The organism is Streptomyces sp. NPDC001156 (genome assembly GCF_053598275.1).
On record NZ_JBSFJX010000003.1, the window covers coordinates 194,239 to 209,609 of the forward strand.

Annotated in this window: 12 protein-coding genes and 1 pseudogene; 10 read left to right on the forward strand and 3 right to left on the reverse strand. The window is 68.9% G+C overall.

Translation table 11 applies throughout. The annotated features are described in order from the left end of the window. Positions 1 to 9 precede the first annotated feature (9 nt). Positions 10 to 2,757: a pyruvate dehydrogenase (acetyl-transferring), homodimeric type gene (gene aceE / locus ACWDA7_RS03170; RefSeq protein WP_450602494.1), complete on the reverse strand. Its 2,748-nt coding sequence runs from the start codon at positions 2,755 to 2,757 to the stop codon at positions 10 to 12. 427 nt (positions 2,758 to 3,184) lie between these two features. Here aceE and ACWDA7_RS03175 point away from each other — a divergent pair, with 427 nt between their 5' ends. The 6 genes from ACWDA7_RS03175 (at position 3,185) to ACWDA7_RS03200 (ending at position 7,672) form a co-directional block, all read left to right on the forward strand. Next, positions 3,185 to 3,622, forward strand: coding sequence for a DUF3052 domain-containing protein (locus ACWDA7_RS03175; RefSeq protein ID WP_359399339.1), 438 nt, complete (start codon positions 3,185 to 3,187; stop codon positions 3,620 to 3,622). 191 nt (positions 3,623 to 3,813) lie between these two features. After that, a complete protein-coding gene (locus ACWDA7_RS03180) occupies positions 3,814 to 4,272 on the forward strand; it encodes a peroxiredoxin (RefSeq protein WP_450602495.1) in 459 nt (152 codons plus the stop codon). Positions 4,273 to 4,385: 113 nt separating this feature from the next. Beyond that, complete coding sequence (locus tag ACWDA7_RS03185; RefSeq protein ID WP_220294219.1) at positions 4,386 to 4,961, forward strand: TerD family protein; 576 nt, start codon at positions 4,386 to 4,388, stop codon at positions 4,959 to 4,961. A gap of 99 nt (positions 4,962 to 5,060) precedes the next feature. Further along, a complete protein-coding gene (locus tag ACWDA7_RS03190) occupies positions 5,061 to 5,636 on the forward strand; it encodes a TerD family protein (RefSeq protein WP_359399344.1) in 576 nt (191 codons plus the stop codon). A gap of 51 nt (positions 5,637 to 5,687) precedes the next feature. Then, positions 5,688 to 6,836, forward strand: coding sequence for a DUF475 domain-containing protein (locus ACWDA7_RS03195; protein WP_450602496.1), 1,149 nt, complete (start codon positions 5,688 to 5,690; stop codon positions 6,834 to 6,836). A 104-nt stretch (positions 6,837 to 6,940) separates the two neighbouring features. Further along, positions 6,941 to 7,672 carry a TerD family protein gene (locus tag ACWDA7_RS03200; protein ID WP_450602497.1) on the forward strand — a complete coding sequence of 244 codons (732 nt, stop codon included), beginning with the start codon at positions 6,941 to 6,943 and terminating at the stop codon, positions 7,670 to 7,672. A 29-nt stretch (positions 7,673 to 7,701) separates the two neighbouring features. Here ACWDA7_RS03200 and ACWDA7_RS03205 read toward each other — a convergent pair whose 3' ends face one another. Continuing rightward, on the reverse strand, positions 7,702 to 8,586 hold the full coding sequence (locus tag ACWDA7_RS03205; protein WP_450602498.1) for a TerD family protein: 885 nt from the start codon (positions 8,584 to 8,586) through the stop codon (positions 7,702 to 7,704). 190 nt (positions 8,587 to 8,776) lie between these two features. Here ACWDA7_RS03205 and ACWDA7_RS03210 point away from each other — a divergent pair, with 190 nt between their 5' ends. Genes ACWDA7_RS03210 through ACWDA7_RS03220 form a run of 3 tightly spaced genes read left to right on the forward strand, consistent with a single transcriptional unit; the run spans position 8,777 to position 13,236 of the window. Next, positions 8,777 to 9,973, forward strand: coding sequence for an HpcH/HpaI aldolase/citrate lyase family protein (locus tag ACWDA7_RS03210; protein WP_450602499.1), 1,197 nt, complete (start codon positions 8,777 to 8,779; stop codon positions 9,971 to 9,973). Between the two features lie 21 nt (positions 9,974 to 9,994). Then, entirely contained in the window at positions 9,995 to 12,427 is a 2,433-nt protein-coding gene (locus ACWDA7_RS03215) for a phosphoribosyltransferase (protein WP_450602500.1), read from the forward strand. Continuing rightward, positions 12,424 to 13,236 carry an HAD family hydrolase gene (locus ACWDA7_RS03220; protein WP_450602501.1) on the forward strand — a complete coding sequence of 271 codons (813 nt, stop codon included), beginning with the start codon at positions 12,424 to 12,426 and terminating at the stop codon, positions 13,234 to 13,236. The genes ACWDA7_RS03215 and ACWDA7_RS03220 overlap by 4 nt, the downstream gene beginning before the upstream one ends. Positions 13,237 to 13,311: 75 nt before the next feature. On the opposite strand, the gene ACWDA7_RS03225 is transcribed toward ACWDA7_RS03220, so the two are convergent. Further along, a complete protein-coding gene (locus tag ACWDA7_RS03225) occupies positions 13,312 to 13,536 on the reverse strand; it encodes an FmdB family zinc ribbon protein (RefSeq protein ID WP_450602502.1) in 225 nt (74 codons plus the stop codon). Between the two features lie 606 nt (positions 13,537 to 14,142). On the opposite strand from ACWDA7_RS03225, the pseudogene ACWDA7_RS03230 reads away from it, so the two are divergent. Beyond that, positions 14,143 to 15,225: pseudogene (locus ACWDA7_RS03230) on the forward strand (transglycosylase domain-containing protein); the annotation flags it as partial. Between the last annotated feature and the right edge of the window lie 146 nt (positions 15,226 to 15,371).

The following is a 15,371-nucleotide window of genomic DNA, read 5'->3' on the forward strand; positions in this document are numbered from 1 at the left end:
ACCCCGGCCTCACGCGTCGCCGCCCGCCGCTCCCGGGTCGGCCGCCGTCACGTCGAGCAGCCGGTAGCGGTCGATCGCCTGCTTGAGCACCGAGCGGTCGACCTTGCCCGCCCTGGCCAGCTCCGCCAGAACGGCGACCACGATCGACTGCGCGTCGATGTGGAAGAAGCGACGGGCCGCCCCACGGGTGTCCGCGAAACCGAAGCCGTCCGCGCCAAGGGACTGGTAGGCCCCCGGCACCCAGCGCGCGATCTGGTCCGGAACCGATCGCATCCAGTCGGACACGGCGACGAAGGGACCCTCGGTGCCGCCCAGCTTCTGCGTCACGTACGGCACCCGCTGCTCCTCCTCGGGATGCAGCAGGTTGTGCTCCTCGCACTCCACGGCCTCGCGCCGCAGCTCGTTCCAGGAGGTCGCCGACCAGACACCGGCCCGCACGTTCCAGTCCTCGGCGAGGATCCGCTGCGCCTCGAGCGCCCACGGCACGGCGACACCGGAGGCCATGATCTGGGCCGGGACGGTGCCCGAGGTGCCCTCGGCGATCCGGTGGACGCCCTTGAGGATGCCCTCGACGTCCACGTCCGCGGGCTCGGCCGGCTGCTGGATCGGCTCGTTGTAGACGGTGAGGTAGTAGAAGACGTCCTCGCCGTGCGGGTGCTCGGGCGAGGAGCCGTACATCCGGCGCAGACCGTCCTGCACGATGTGCGCGATCTCGTAGCCGTACGCCGGGTCGTAGGCCACGCACGCCGGGTTGGTGGAGGCCAGCAGCTGCGAGTGGCCGTCCGCGTGCTGCAGACCCTCACCGGTCAGGGTCGTACGGCCGGCGGTCGCGCCCAGGGCGAAACCGCGAGACAGCTGGTCCGCCATCTGCCAGAACTGGTCACCCGTGCGCTGGAAACCGAACATCGAGTAGAAGACGTACACGGGGATCAGCGGCTCGGCGTGGGTGGCATAGGCCGAACCGGCGGCGATCAGCGACGCGGTGCAGCCCGCCTCGGAGATGCCGTCGTGCAGCATCTGGCCGGTCGGCGACTCCTTGTACGCGAGCAGCAGGTCCCGGTCCACCGACTCGTACTGCTGGCCGAGCGGGTTGTAGATCTTCGCGCTCGGGAAGAACGAGTCCATGCCGAAGGTGCGGTACTCGTCGGGCGCGATCAGCACGAACCGGCGGCCGATCTCCTTGTCCCGCATGAGGTCCTTCAGCAGTCGCACAAACGCCATGGTGGTGGCGATGGACTGCTGACCGGAGCCCTTCTTCACACTCGCGTACGTCTGGTCGCCGGGCAGCTGCAGCGGCTTGGAGCGCACGACGCGCGTCGGGACGTACCCGCCGAGCGACCTGCGCCGGTCGTGCATGTACTGGATCTCCTCGGTGTCCCGGCCCGGGTGGTAGTACGGCGGCAGCCCGGACTCGAGGTCCTGGTCGGAGATCGGCAGGTGCAGGCGGTCCCGGAAGTGCTTGAGGTCGGCGACCGTCAGCTTCTTCATCTGGTGGGTGGCGTTGCGGCCCTCGAAGTTCGGGCCCAGCGTCCACCCCTTGATGGTCTTGGCCAGGATCACCGTCGGCTGGCCCTTGTGCTCCTTGGCCGCCTTGAACGCCGCGTAGATCTTGCGGTGGTCGTGACCGCCGCGGCCCAGGTGCAGGATCTGGTCGTCGGTCATGTGCTCGACCATCGCCCGGAGCCGGTGGTCGTCGCCGAAGAAGTGGTCCCGGATGTAGGCGCCGGACTCCGTCGCGTACGTCTGGAACTGGCCGTCCGGCGTGGTGTTCATCTTGTTGACCAGGATCCCGTCCCGGTCCTGCGCCAGCAGCGGGTCCCAGGTGCGGTCCCAGATGAGCTTGATCACGTTCCAGCCGGCGCCCCGGAAGACCGACTCCAACTCCTGGATGATCTTGCCGTTGCCGCGCACCGGGCCGTCCAGGCGCTGCAGGTTGCAGTTGACGACGAAGGTCAGGTTGTCCAGGCCCTCGCGGGCGGCGATCGACAGCTGGCCGAGCGACTCCGGCTCGTCCATCTCGCCGTCGCCGAGGAAGGCCCACACGTGCGAGCGGGAGGTGTCCGCGATACCGCGCGCGTGCATGTAGCGGTTCATCCGGGCCTGGTAGATCGCGCCGATCGGGCCGAGGCCCATGGAGACCGTCGGGAACTCCCAGAAGTCCGGCATCGAGCGCGGGTGCGGATAGCTGGAGAGTCCGTACGGGGCCTTGGACTTCTCCTGGCGGAACCCGTCCAGGTGACGTTCGGTGAGCCGGTCGAGGAGGTACGCGCGCGCGTAGATGCCCGGAGAGGCGTGGCCCTGGAAGAAGACCTGGTCGCCGCCGTCGCCCTCGTCCTTGCCGCGGAAGAAGTGGTTGAAGCCCACGTCGTACAGCGAGGCGGAGGAGGCGAAGGTGGCGATGTGGCCGCCGACCCCGATGCCGGGCCGCTGGGCCCGGGAGACCATGACGGCCGCGTTCCAGCGCGTGGCGTTGAGGATCCTGCGCTCGATCTCCTCGTTGCCCGGGAAGAACGGCTCGCTCTTGGTGGGAATGGTGTTGACGTAGTCCGTGCTGCGCATCTCGGGCACGGCCACGCGCTTCTCGCGGGCTCGCTCGATCAGACGGAGCATCAGGTAGCGGGCCCGCTCACGGCCGCGCTCGTCCACGGCGGCGTCGAGGGAGTCGAGCCACTCCTGGGTCTCTTCGGGATCGAAGTCAGGAACCTGACTCGGAAGGCCGCCAATGATGATCGGATTGCGATCGGATCCGGAAGCCACGCTGTTCCTTACCTGTCAGAGGGCCACTTTTTCCTTGTGCCTGCGCCGATCCCCATCGTGTACCTCGCGGAAGCGAAACGTCATCTCTACTGTGAGGTAACCATCGCGCGGGACCGGTCTTCGGGGGACGGACCCGACCAAAACGGAACGATACGCTCGAGTCGTGACGCGTCCCGCAAAGTCATTCGACTCCCGTACCCGCGGATGATTCCAGAATGCGCAAACCGGGCAGAACGGTGTGGTGTAGATCACCCTTGGACGCGATACCGTGCCTGGAGTTGCGGCGACACGGCCAGGATCGTCACCGTTTCGGCGGTCTGAACCGCCGGGTACTTGCGCGATCCGCCCCGCCCGTGTGGACTACGGCCAATGCTTCGCGTACGCGCGTGGCTGAGATACTCACCAAGACATGATCAGGAGGCAACCCGTGAGCGCGACCGCGGACCACGCGGAGGAGCGGACGAACCCTGCCGTGAGGCTGGGGTTCCAGCCCGAGCAGGTGGTCCAGGAGATCGGCTACGACGACGACGTCGACCAGGAGCTCCGCGAGGCCATTGAGGAAGTCATCGGCAGCGAGCTCGTGGACGAGGAGTACGACGACGTCGCCGATGCCGTGGTGCTGTGGTTCCGCGACGAGGACGGCGACCTGACCGATGTGCTCGTGGACGCCACCACGTACATCGAAGAAGGCGGCTCGATCCTGCTCCTCACGCCGAAGACCGGCCGTACGGGCTACGTGGAGCCGAGCGACATCTCGGAAGCCTCGACGACAGCGGGTCTGTCGGCGTCCAAGAGTGTCAGCGTGGGCAAGGACTGGAGCGGGTCCCGACTGGTGACGCCGAAGGCGGCCAAGTCCAAGCGGTGACGCTCCGCCGGGGTGGCCGGCCGCCGAGGCGGCCGTGTCCGGGGGCGAAGCCCCCGGACCCCCTTCCGGCCTGACGGCCTCGTCCCAGCACGCCGGACGGGCTGACTCGACTCAGCCCGTCCGTGGGTCCGCTGTGATCGCTGCGTAGGGTGGTCGGCACCCGAACAGCCTCAGCGAAGGGATGCAGGCCCATGGCGATCCAGGTCGGCGACAAGGCCCCCGACTTCGAGCTCAAGGACAACCACGGTGCGACCGTGAGCCTCTCGGACTTCCACGGTCACAGGAACGTCGTCCTGCTCTTCTACCCGTTCGCCTTCACCGGTGTGTGCACCGGCGAGCTGTGCGCCCTGCGCGACAACCTGCCGAAGTTCGTCAACGACGACACGCAGCTGCTCGCCGTCTCCAACGACTCCATCCACACCCTGCGCGTCTTCGCCGAGCAGGAGAGCCTGGAGTACCCGCTGCTGTCCGACTTCTGGCCGCACGGCAACACTTCGCGCGCCTACGGCGTCTTCGACGAGGAGAAGGGCTGCGCGGTGCGCGGGACCTTCATCATCGACAAGGAGGGCGTCGTGCGGTGGACCGTGGTCAACGACCTGCCGGACGCGCGCGACCTGAACGAGTACGTGAAGGCGCTCGACACCCTGTAATTCTCGGGTTCCAAGGCCTGCAGGCCACGGGAACCCGTCACTAGGATCGACTCGTTGATCCGATGCCAACGCACGACGGGGCTCCCCGCCCCCGGACACCAATGGAGGGACTCGTGGGAGTCAGCCTCAGCAAGGGCGGCAACGTATCCCTGACCAAGGAGGCCCCCGGCCTGACCGCGGTCCTCGTCGGTCTGGGCTGGGACGTCCGCACCACGACCGGTACCGACTTCGACCTCGACGCCAGCGCCCTGCTGCTGAACACGTCGGGCAAGGTCGGCAGCGACCAGAACTTCGTGTTCTTCAACAACCTCAAGAGCCCCGACGGCTCGGTGGAGCACACCGGCGACAACCTCACCGGTGAGGGCGAGGGCGACGACGAGGTGATCAAGGTCAACCTCGCCTCGGTCCCGACCGACGTCGAGAAGATCGTCTTCCCGGTGTCGATCTACGATGCCGAGAACCGCCAGCAGTCCTTCGGCCAGGTGCGCAACGCGTTCATCCGCGTCGTCAACCAGGCCAACCAGCAGGAGATCGCCCGGTACGACCTGAGCGAGGACGCCTCCACCGAGACCGCCATGGTCTTCGGCGAGCTGTACCGCCACGGCGCGGAGTGGAAGTTCCGCGCCATCGGGCAGGGCTACGCCTCGGGCCTGCGCGGCATCGCGCAGGACTTCGGCGTGAACGTCTGAGCCGGCTGAAAGCCCTGTCGCCCGGCGCCGCACCGTTTGTGTGCGGCGCCGGACGCGCAGAACAACCAGAGCAGCATCATCTCGGGGAGGACCAGCAACATGGGCGTCACGCTCGCCAAGGGAGGCAATGTCTCCCTCTCCAAGGCCGCACCGAACCTCACGCAGGTGATGATCGGGCTCGGCTGGGACGCGCGCTCCACCACCGGAGCCCCCTTCGACCTCGACGCGAGCGCGCTGCTGTGCAGCGGCGGCCGGGTCCTCGGTGACGAGTGGTTCATCTTCTACAACCAGCTCAAGAGCCCGGACGGCTCGGTGGAGCACACCGGTGACAACCTCACCGGTGAGGGCGAGGGCGACGACGAGTCGATCCTGGTGGACCTCGCCAAGGTGCCCGCCCAGTGCGACAAGATCGTCTTCCCTGTCTCCATTCACATGGCCGACGAGCGTGGCCAGACGTTCGGGCAGGTCAGCAATGCCTTCATCCGTGTCGTCAACCAGGCCGACGGCCAGGAGCTCGCCCGCTACGACCTGAGCGAGGACGCTTCCACGGAGACCGCGATGATTTTCGGCGAGCTCTACCGCTATGGCGGCGAGTGGAAGTTCCGGGCCGTGGGTCAGGGGTACGCATCCGGTCTGCGCGGGATCGCTCTAGACTTCGGAGTCAACGTTTCGTAAAGCCGGGTACGGCGACGGGGGAGCCCCGTAGAGATTCGGATTGGGTAGCCAGTGCTTCTGAAAACCTTCGGCTGGTCGTTCGTGGTCACCGCGGTCGGCTTGGTCCTTGCGGTCCTCTATGGGGGGTGGACCGCTTTCGGCATCGTGGCGATCCTGTCCATCCTCGAAATCTCGCTGTCCTTCGACAACGCGGTGGTCAACGCCGGAATCCTGAAGAAGATGAGTGCCTTCTGGCAGAAGATCTTCCTCACGGTGGGCGTGCTGATCGCGGTCTTCGGCATGCGGCTGGTCTTCCCCGTGGTGATCGTCGCCATCACAGCGAAAAAGAGCCCGATAGACGCGGTCAACCTGGCGTTGACCGACAAGGATCAGTACCAGCAGCTCGTCACCGATGCCCACCCGGCGATCGCCGCCTTCGGCGGGATGTTCCTGCTGATGATCTTCCTGGACTTCATCTTCGAGGAGCGGGACATCCAGTGGCTGCGCTGGATCGAGCGGCCGCTCGCCAAGCTCGGCAAGGTCGACATGCTGTCGGTCTGCATCGCGCTGGTCGTCCTGCTGATCACGTCCTTCACCTTCGCCACCCACGCCCACCAGCACGGTGGCACGCACGCCGACAAGGCGCAGACGGTCCTGATCGCCGGCATCGCCGGTCTGATCACCTACATGATCGTCGGCGGTCTCTCCGGCTACTTCGAGGACCGGCTCGAAGATGAGGAGGAGCGGCAGAACGAGGAGGAGGAAGAGGCCGTACGCACCGGCAAGGGGCGCTCGGCGGTCCTCCTGGCCGGCAAGGCCGCGTTCTTCATGTTCCTCTACCTGGAGGTCCTGGACGCGTCCTTCTCCTTCGACGGTGTGATCGGTGCCTTCGCCATCACGAACGACATCATCCTGATGGCGCTCGGTCTCGGCATCGGCGCGATGTACGTCCGGTCGCTGACGGTCTACCTGGTCCGCCAGGGCACCCTCGACGACTACGTCTACCTGGAGCACGGCGCGCACTACGCGATCGGCGCGCTGGCCGTGATCCTCATGGTCACCATCCAGCACCAGATCAACGAGGTGATCACCGGTCTCGTCGGCGTCCTCCTCATCGGCTGGTCCTTCTGGTCCTCCGTGCGCCGCAACCGCGCGCTCGCGGCGGCCGAGGGAAAAGCGGAGAGCTCGGACGCGAAGACTGAGGTCTCGTCCGGGGTGTGACGGGCTCCAGGGCGAGGAACGCTCTGTGCGGGGCGGGCGTGGGGATTCGTCCTCGACGGCCGCCCCGCGGCTGTTGAACCGTGAGTGCAGTGCAGGGGGCGGGCATGAGCTTCTGGGACGGTATGTGGCGCGGGCGCGCGACCGAGTTCGACTCGGGCAGCGCCTCGACCAACTCGATCGAGCTGACCAAACGGCACCACCGGGTCTCCCTCACCAAGCAGGGCGCGGCGACCGGAAACCTGCGCATCAACCTGTCGTGGCGGATGCGGACCTCGGACATCGGCGGCCCCGAACGGGGCAGTCTGCTGCGCCATCCGTTCCGCCTGTTCACCCCGGAGGTCGTCCAGGCGCACACCCAGAGCATGGTCAACGTCGACCTCGACCTCGGCTGCATGTACGAGCTGTCGGACGGCACCAAGGGTGTGGTGCAGCCGCTGGGCAGCTTCTTCGGGGAGCTCAACGATCCGCCGTACATCAAGCTCAGCGGCGACGACCGGTTCGGCTCCGGCTCCGGTGAGACGATCTTCGTCAACCTCGACCACCGGGACGACTTCAAACGGCTCCTGATATTCGTCTACATCTACGACCAGACGCCGGCGTTCGACCGTACGCACGCGGTGGTCACCCTTTACCCCAGCAACGGCCCGCGCATCGAGATCGGGCTCGACGAACGCCATCCGCAGGCCCGCTCGTGCGCGGTCGTCATGATCGAGAACATCAAGGGCGAGCTCGTCGTCCGCCGCGAGGTGAAGTTCGTCTACGGCTTCCAGGCGGAACTGGACCGGCTGTACGGATGGGGCCTGCAGTGGGGCCGCGGGTACAAGACCAAGGCGTGAGCCGGCCCCGCCCGCCGGCTTTTCGCCGGCTACCGCCCGATGAACTGCGGCCCCTGCGGCGGCAGCTTGAAGTCCGGGTCCGGCGCGGACGCCGCGGTGGGCGGATACCCGTACGCCGGGTCGGGTGCCGCGGCCGTCTGGGGCTGCGGATAGCCGTAGGCGGGCCGGCTGACCGGCTGGGGATAGCCGTACGCGGGCTGCGTCGGCGCCGGCGGATATCCGTACGCGGGCTGTCGCGGCAGCGGCTGCTCCGGCGGCAGCGGTACCGACACCTCGGGCGGGGCGGACACCGACACCGTCCCCACGCCGTGGACCACCGAGGTGTCCGGGGCCTCCGCCATGGGCAGGCCCGCGTCGGTCTGCGGGGCCTCCGACTCGTCCACCGAGATGCCGAAGTCGTTCGCGAGGCCCTTCAGCCCGTTCGAGTAGCCCTCGCCCAGCGCCCGGAACTTCCAGCCGTCGCCCCGCCGGTACAGCTCGCCGCAGATCAGTGCCGTCTCCGCGCCCGTCTCCGGCTTGATCTCGAAGTACGCCAGCGGCTCCCCGTCGGCGACGGCCGCGTCGTACAGCAGGATGCACAGCGCCCGCACCCGGTCGAAGGTGACGTCGTCCGCGGAGGCGACCAGCGCGATCCGCGCCACGCCCGACTCGATGCCCGCCAGGTCCGTCTGGACCGTCTCGGTCAGCTTGTCCGCTTCCCGCTTCTTGCCGAGCAGCCGAACCTTCCCCGAAGGGTGCCGGGGCTGGTTGTAGAAGACGAAGTCCTCGTCGGACCGCACCCGTCCGTCGGAGCCGAGGAGCAGCGCCGAGGCGTCCACGTCCGGGACGCCCTGTCCTGGTGCCCAACGCAGCACCGCCCGTACCGCCGTGGCATCGAGCGCTACGTTCGACCCTTTCAGCATCGCGTGCGTCATGGCGTCATCCTGCCTTCTCCGTCCAGGTCACGACAACGTGGGGGTGGCGGTGACCGCCGTGCTGCTGACGTACCGCCGACACAGCCGAGTTACCTGAACTTCATGCCCGACGGGAACCCAGGACATCGAGTCCTACGTACTATTACCGGCCACGTCTTGTCGCATCGCTAACACCACGGGGGAAAGTCCTATGCGTCACTTCGGGCACATCGCCCCTGAGGAGCGGCAGCGCCTCTTCCACCGGGAGCCGGCCGTGTTCACCGCCGACTCCCCGGCCCGCGTGCTCGCGGCGGCCCTGGGAGCCACGCTGTACAGTCCCGCGACCCGCCCGCAGCTCGGCGACGACGTGGTCAAGCAGGCGCGGCGCGGAGTCGTCTCCATGGTGCTGTGCCTGGAGGACTCCATCGACGACGCCGACGTCGTGGACGCCGAGGAGAACCTGGTCCGGCAGCTGACCGCCCTGGCCTCCTCCTCGGACGTCGAGCTTCCGCTGCTCTTCATCCGGGTCCGGGTGCCCGAGCAGATCCCGGACCTGGTGGCCCGGCTCGGCCCGGCGGTCCGCCTGCTGTCCGGATTCGTGCTGCCGAAGTTCACCGAGGAGCGCGGTGTCGCCTTCATGGAGGCGCTCACCCGGGCCGAGGCGGCGAGTGGGCGCCGGCTGTTCGCCATGCCCGTCCTGGAGTCGCCCTCCCTGCTCTACCTGGAGACGCGCCGGGAGACGCTGGCGGGCATCTTCCGCACGGTGGACAAGTACCGCGACCGCGTCCTCGCGCTGCGACTCGGCGTCACCGACTTCTGCTCTTCTTACGGTCTGCGCCGAGCGCCCGACATGACGGCGTACGACGTCCAGATCGTCGCCTCCGTGATCGCCGACGTGGTCAACGTCCTCGGGCGTGCCGACGGCACCGGGTTCACCGTGACCGGGCCGGTGTGGGAGTACTTCCGGGTCCAGGAGCGCATGTTCAAGCCGCAGTTGCGGCGCAGCCCGTTCCTCGAGGGAGAGGTCGAGGAACTGCGCGAGACGCTCATCGAGCACGACCTGGACGGGCTGCTGCGCGAGATCTCCCTGGACCGTGCCAACGGCCTGCTCGGCAAGACCTGCATCCACCCCTCGCACGTGATGCCCGTGCATGCGCTGTCGGTCGTCAGCCACGAGGAGTACAGCGACGCCCAGGACATCCTGAGGCCCGAGCGTCTCGGCGGGGGCGTGCTGCGCTCCGCCTACACGAACAAGATGAACGAGGTGAAGCCGCACCGGGCCTGGGCCGAGCGCACCCTCCAGCGCGCCGAGGTCTTCGGCGTGGCGGACGAGGAGATCGGCTTCGTGGACCTGCTGGCCGCGGGGGCCTCCGGGCTGAGCGGCGCCACCGCCCCGCTGTCGCACTGACGCCGTACCGACGAGGAACCGATGAAGAACATGGTCTGGTCCGGGACCTGGGTCGCCGAGCGGCTCGGGGTCGAGCTCGTCGGCGACGAGCGGCTGACCGATTTGCTCGGGCTCGCGCTGCGGCGCAACCCCAAACGCGCGCACCTGCTGGTCTCCAATGTGCTGGGCAAGCACGTCCCGCAGCTCCCGTCCGTCGTCCACGGCCACGGGTTCGCGCTCGGCCGCCGGGTACAAGACCTGCTGGGCACCGAGGAGGGGCGCCGCGCGGTCGTCCTCGGGTATGCGGAGACGGCGACCGGACTCGGTCACTCGGTCGCCGACGGTCTCGGTCTCGCGACCTATCTCCACTCCACGCGCCGCCCGGTCGAGGGCGTCGCCCGGGCCGGCGGCTTCGAGGAGTCCCACTCCCACGCGACCTCGCACCTGCTGCTCCCGGAGGATCCGGCGCTGCTCGCGGGCGACGGTCCGCTGGTCCTGGTCGACGACGAGTTCTCGACCGGCAACACGGCCATGAACACCATCCGCGATCTGCACCAGCGGTACCCGCGCAAGCGCTATGTCGTGGTGGCGCTGGTCGATATGCGCTCCGCCGCGGACCTCGGGCGGCTGACGGAGTTCGGACGGGAGATCGGCGCCCGGATCGACCTCGTGACGGCGGCCGCCGGCACCGTGCGGCTGCCCGAGGGCGTCCTGGAGAAGGGGCAGGAGCTGGTCGCCCGGCACGAGTCGGCCGTACCCCACCGCCAGGCGTACGGGACGGTCACCCGGGTCGAGCTCGGCTGGCCCCGCGGGCTGCCCGACGGAGGACGGCACGGCTTCACCCCCGGGCACCGGGCCCGGCTGGAGCACGCGCTGCCCGCCATGGCCGCGCGGCTCGCCGAGGCGATACCCGGCGGGGCCCGGCGCGTGCTCGTGCTGGGCTTCGAGGAGCTGATGTACGCGCCGCTCCGCCTGGCCCGCGAGCTGGAGGAGACCGTTCCGGCCGAGGTCCGCTACTCCACGACCACCCGCTCGCCCGTCCTGGCCGTCGACGATCCCGGTTACGCGATACGCAGCCGGATCGTCTTCCCCGCCCATGACGCCCCCGCCGACGGCCCCGGCGAGCGCTACGCCTACAACGTCGCGGACGCCGGCTTCGACGCCGTCGTCGCGGTCGTGGACTCCGTGGCCGACACTCCCGAACTGCACGCCCCCGACGGCCTGCTCGACCGGCTCGCCGCCCACACCCCGCACGTCCTGCTCGCGGTCGTACCCAGTTACGTCCCCGCGCCTCCGTATGCCCCCGAAAGGCCCGCCATGCTGCCCGAGCCACTCCGCGGCCCCGCCTTCTCCTCGTACGCGCCCGACGAGGTCGGCTGGCTGCTCCAGGACCTCTCGGACGTCACCCTGGAGGCGCCGACCGAGGAGCGCGAGGAGGCGATCCAGAAGGGCGGGGCGCACTACGCCGAGTCCCTTCCCGTCGAGTACCAGCCGAGCGAGCAGTACCAGGAACTGTTCCATGCGGCTCTCGAAAGCTCGGCCGTGCGGATCGCGCAGGCGGTCGGCGTGGTCACCGAGAGCCTGCTGGCGGAGCGGTCGCCGCGCCCGGTCCTCGTCTCGCTCGCCCGCGCCGGGACCCCCGTGGGCATCCTGATGCGCCGCTGGGCCCACCATCGGCACGGCCTCCACCTGCCGCACTACGCGGTGTCCATCGTGCGCGGCCGCGGCATCGACGCCAACGCGCTGCGCTACCTCGCCGACCGGCACGACCCCCGCGACGTCGTCTTCGTCGACGGCTGGACCGGCAAGGGCGCCATCACCCGGGAACTGGCCGACGCGATAAGGGAGTTCGAGGAGTCCGACGGCATCACCGGCTTCGACCCGGAGATAGCCGTCCTCGCCGACCCGGGCTCCTGTGTCCGGACGTACGGCACCCGGGAGGACTTCCTCATCCCCTCCGCCTGCCTCAACTCGACGGTGTCCGGGCTGATCTCGCGCACGGTGCTGCGGGCCGACCTGGTCGGCCCGCACGACTACCACGGCGCGAAGTTCTACCGGGAGCTCGCCGGAGCCGATGTGTCGGGCGCCTTCCTCGACGCCGTCTCCGCCCGGTTCCCCGAGGTCGAGGAGGCGGCCTGCGCGCAGGCCAAGGAACTGCTCGCCGGTGACCGCACGCCCACCTGGGAGGGCTGGGCGGCGGTGGAGCGCATCAGCGAGGAGTACGGCATCCACGATGTGAACCTCGTCAAGCCGGGTGTCGGCGAGACGACCCGGGTGCTGCTGCGCAGGGTGCCCTGGAAGATCCTGGCGCGGTCCGGGGCCGGCGCCGACCTCGACCATGTACGCCTGCTGGCCGAGCAGCGCGGGGTACCGGTCGAGGAGGTCGACGGACTCCCTTACACCTGTGTCGGGTTGATTCATCCCCAGTACACGCGGGGTGCCACCGGCGCCGACGGCAAGGCGGTGGCGGTATGACCCCCGTGCTGGTCGCCAGCGACCTCGACCGTACGCTCATCTACTCATCCGCGGCGCTCGCGCTGACCATGCCGGACCCGAGGGCGCCCCGGCTGCTGTGCGTCGAGGTGCACGAGAGCAAGCCGCTGTCGTACATGACCGAGACCGCGGCCGCGCTGCTCACCGACCTCGCCGACCGGGCGGTGTTCGTGCCGACGACGACCCGCACCCGCAAGCAGTACCAGCGCATCAACCTGCCGGGCCCCGCCCCGGCGTACGCGATCTGCGCCAACGGCGGCCATCTGCTGGTGGACGGCGTCTCCGACCCCGACTGGCACACGTCGGTGCTCGCCAGGCTGGCGGACGAGTGCGCGCCACTGGCCGAGGTGCGGGAGCATCTGGAGACCACCGCCGACCCGGCCTGGGTGCGCAAGCACCGGGTCGCGGAGGACCTCTTCGTCTATCTCGTCGTCGAACGCGAGTTGCTGCCCCAGGAATGGGTGAAGGAACTGGCGGTGTGGGCGGAGAACCGCGGCTGGACCGTGTCCCTGCAGGGCCGCAAGATCTATGCCGTGCCGAAACCGCTGACCAAGAGCGCGGCGGTGCGCGAGGTCGTCCGCCGCACCGGCGTCACCCTCACCCTGGCGGCCGGGGACTCGCTGCTCGACGCTGACCTGCTGCTGGCAGCCGACCGCGGCTGGCGCCCGGGCCACGGCGAACTGGCCGACGCGGACTGGACGGCACCGGCGATCAGTGCTTTGCCCGAGCGGGGAGTTCTGGCCGGGGAGCGGATTCTGCGGGAGTTCCTGAAGGCGGCGCGGGAGGCGTAGGCCGACTGCCGTCGATCGGTGACCGGCTCGGCGCGACCGGATGCGCCGGGCCCGGCGCGGCGCGGCCGAGCGGTTTCAGCCGCAGCAGCCCCCGCCGCAGCACCCGCCGCCGGCGCCGCCGCCCCCCCGCGGTGCAGCGGCCGGAGCGGTCGCGGTGCCACTCACCGCGACCGTCGACAGCAGTTTCACCGTGTCGTCGTGGCCCGACGGGCAGGCGGCGGGTGCGGAGGACTCCGCCATCGGACGGCTCAGTTCGAACGTGTCGCCGCAGGTACGGCAGCGGTACTCATAGCGAGGCATGGGCACAGACTAACCGGCGGTTTCGGGCGATCCCAGGACTTCGCGGGGCTGCTGGGCCCCCAGGGCGGCACGAGGATCTTCTTAAGATCTCCTCAAAGTTCCCGACTTGGCCATTTCTTCGTCCCTCCTGACCCAGGACACCACAGAGACCGCTGATATTTGAGTCACGATGGGCCGCATCGTCGTGAGGGGGCTCGCAGCCGCATACGTGGCAGCTGCATCTACCCGCGCGCGCAACACCGAGTGCGGAGGGAGACGCAGTGGTGACCCAGGCTTGGCAGCGGATACGGGGGCGGTGCTCCCGGGTTCGTGTGTGCGCCGGAGGCTGCCGTGGCTAGCGAGAACGACGGTCTCCCGCCCGCCCGGCCGGCCGACGCCGAAGCAGCCCCGGCAGCGCCCTGCGGAAGGTGAGGCCCGGGCCGAGACATCCTTCGACCCCGACACCACCATGCAGTTGAAGGCCGGGGTGCCGCTGCCCACGGACACCACGATGCAGCTGAAGGTCGGCCCCGCGCTGCCTCCGGACGCCACGATGCAGCTGAAGGCCGCGGGGCCGGCCTTCAGCTGAAGGCCGTGGCACCCCCGCAGCCGGCGCCCGACGCCACGATGCAACTGCGGGTGTTCCGGCCCAAGCCCGCCGGGCGGCGCGCCAGCCGCAAGAAGGCAGCCCCGGCCCCGCCCCTCACTCGTGTCACCGCGTTCTTCCAGCCGTACGTGCGCAAGCTCGAGCCCTACGCCCGCAAGCTGGAGCCGTACGCCCAGCGGCTCGCGCCCTACGCCCGCAAACTCAAGCCGGTCTACCCGCGACCGGGCCGCATCGGCTGGCGGCGCTGGATGCCCTCCTGGCGGCAGTGGCTGGGGGGCGGGCTGACGTCCGTGGTCCTGAGCGGCCTCTTCCTGGTCGTCGCGTACGCCGCCACGGACATACCGAAGAACCTCAACTCGTACGCCACCCAGCAGGACAACGTCTACTTCTGGAGCGACGGCACGCCCATGGCCCGCACCGGCTGGGTGCAGCGGCAGGCGATGCCGCTGAAGGACATACCCGAGCAGGTGCGCTGGGCGGTGCTCGCCGCGGAGAATGAGAGCTTCTACTCGGACCCGGGCATCTCGTTCAAAGGCCTCACCGGAGCCCTGTGGCGCACGGTCGGCCAGGGGGACACCCAGGGCGGCTCGACCATCACCCAGCAGTATGTGAAGAACGTCTACCTGAACCAGAACCAGACGGTGGACCGCAAGTTCACCGAGGCGATGATCTCCCTCAAGCTCGACAACAGGATGAGCAAGGACGACATCCTCGAGGGGTACCTCAACACCAGCTGGTTCGGCCGCGGCACCTACGGCATCCAGCGTGCCGCCCAGGCCTACTACGGCAAGGACGTGAGCCGGCTCAACGCGGGCGAGGCCGCCTTCCTGGCCTCCCTGCTGAAGGGCGCCGGTCTCTACGATCCCACCCTGAACAAGGCCAACCACCAGCGGGCCGTCGAGCGGTGGTCCTGGATCCTCGACCGCATAGTCAAGATCGGCAAGCTGTCGCCGCAAGAGCGGGCGAAGTACAAGACGTTCCCCGAGCCGCTCAAGCAGAACCCGCTCTACGACACCGGTAAGCAGAGCGACTACCTGGTGGAACTCGCCTCGCAGTACGCCAAGAAGTCCGCGCACATCTCGGACAAGCAGTTCGACCTGGGACGTCTACTAGGGCGCGTATCGAGTCGTGATCAATGGGTGGTCCGGGTGAGATCTTTGATCCAGATCATCGAGGCGCGCAGGTGGAGGCCGGCGAGGTAGCTGTCGGGGGTCTTGTCGTACCGGGTGGCGATGCCTCGCCATGCCTT